At 64.7% G+C, this 462-nt stretch carries 1 protein-coding gene; it reads right to left on the reverse strand.

Features of this window, described 5'->3' with window-relative positions:
- On the reverse strand, nt 1-462 hold a 462-nt coding region (locus tag JBO08_RS27980; RefSeq protein WP_220075310.1), incomplete at both ends, for an AMP-binding enzyme.

Raw genomic sequence — 462 nt, forward strand, 5'->3', positions numbered from 1 at the left:
GCATCTGCGCCAGGAACATGAAGTGCGCTGGCACCATGTAGTCCGGCAGGCGGGTTTTCAGGGCGCGGCGCAGGCTGTCGCGGAACTCGGCCTGGTCGGCCAGGGTGGCGTCTGCCGGAACCACATAGGCGACCAGTTGCTTACCGGTCGGGCCGTCTTGGGCGACTACAACGGTTTCGCCGACGCTGTCCTGCTCGCGCAGTCGGGCTTCGATTTCACCCAGCTCGATGCGGAAGCCACGGATTTTCACCTGATGGTCGACACGGCCGAGGTAATCCACCACGCCATCCGGACGGCCACGGGTCAGGTCGCCACTGCGATACACACGGCTGCCGGGTTTGCCGAATGGATCCGGCACAAAACGTTCCGCGGTAAGTGCAGGACGCTCCAGGTACCCCCGGGCCACGCCCTCGCCGCCCAGGTACAACTCACCGGCCACACCGATAGGTTGCAGGTTGAGTT

The organism is Pseudomonas sp. LAP_36, from assembly GCF_019456785.1.
GTDB classification, from domain to species: domain Bacteria; phylum Pseudomonadota; class Gammaproteobacteria; order Pseudomonadales; family Pseudomonadaceae; genus Aquipseudomonas; species Aquipseudomonas tritici.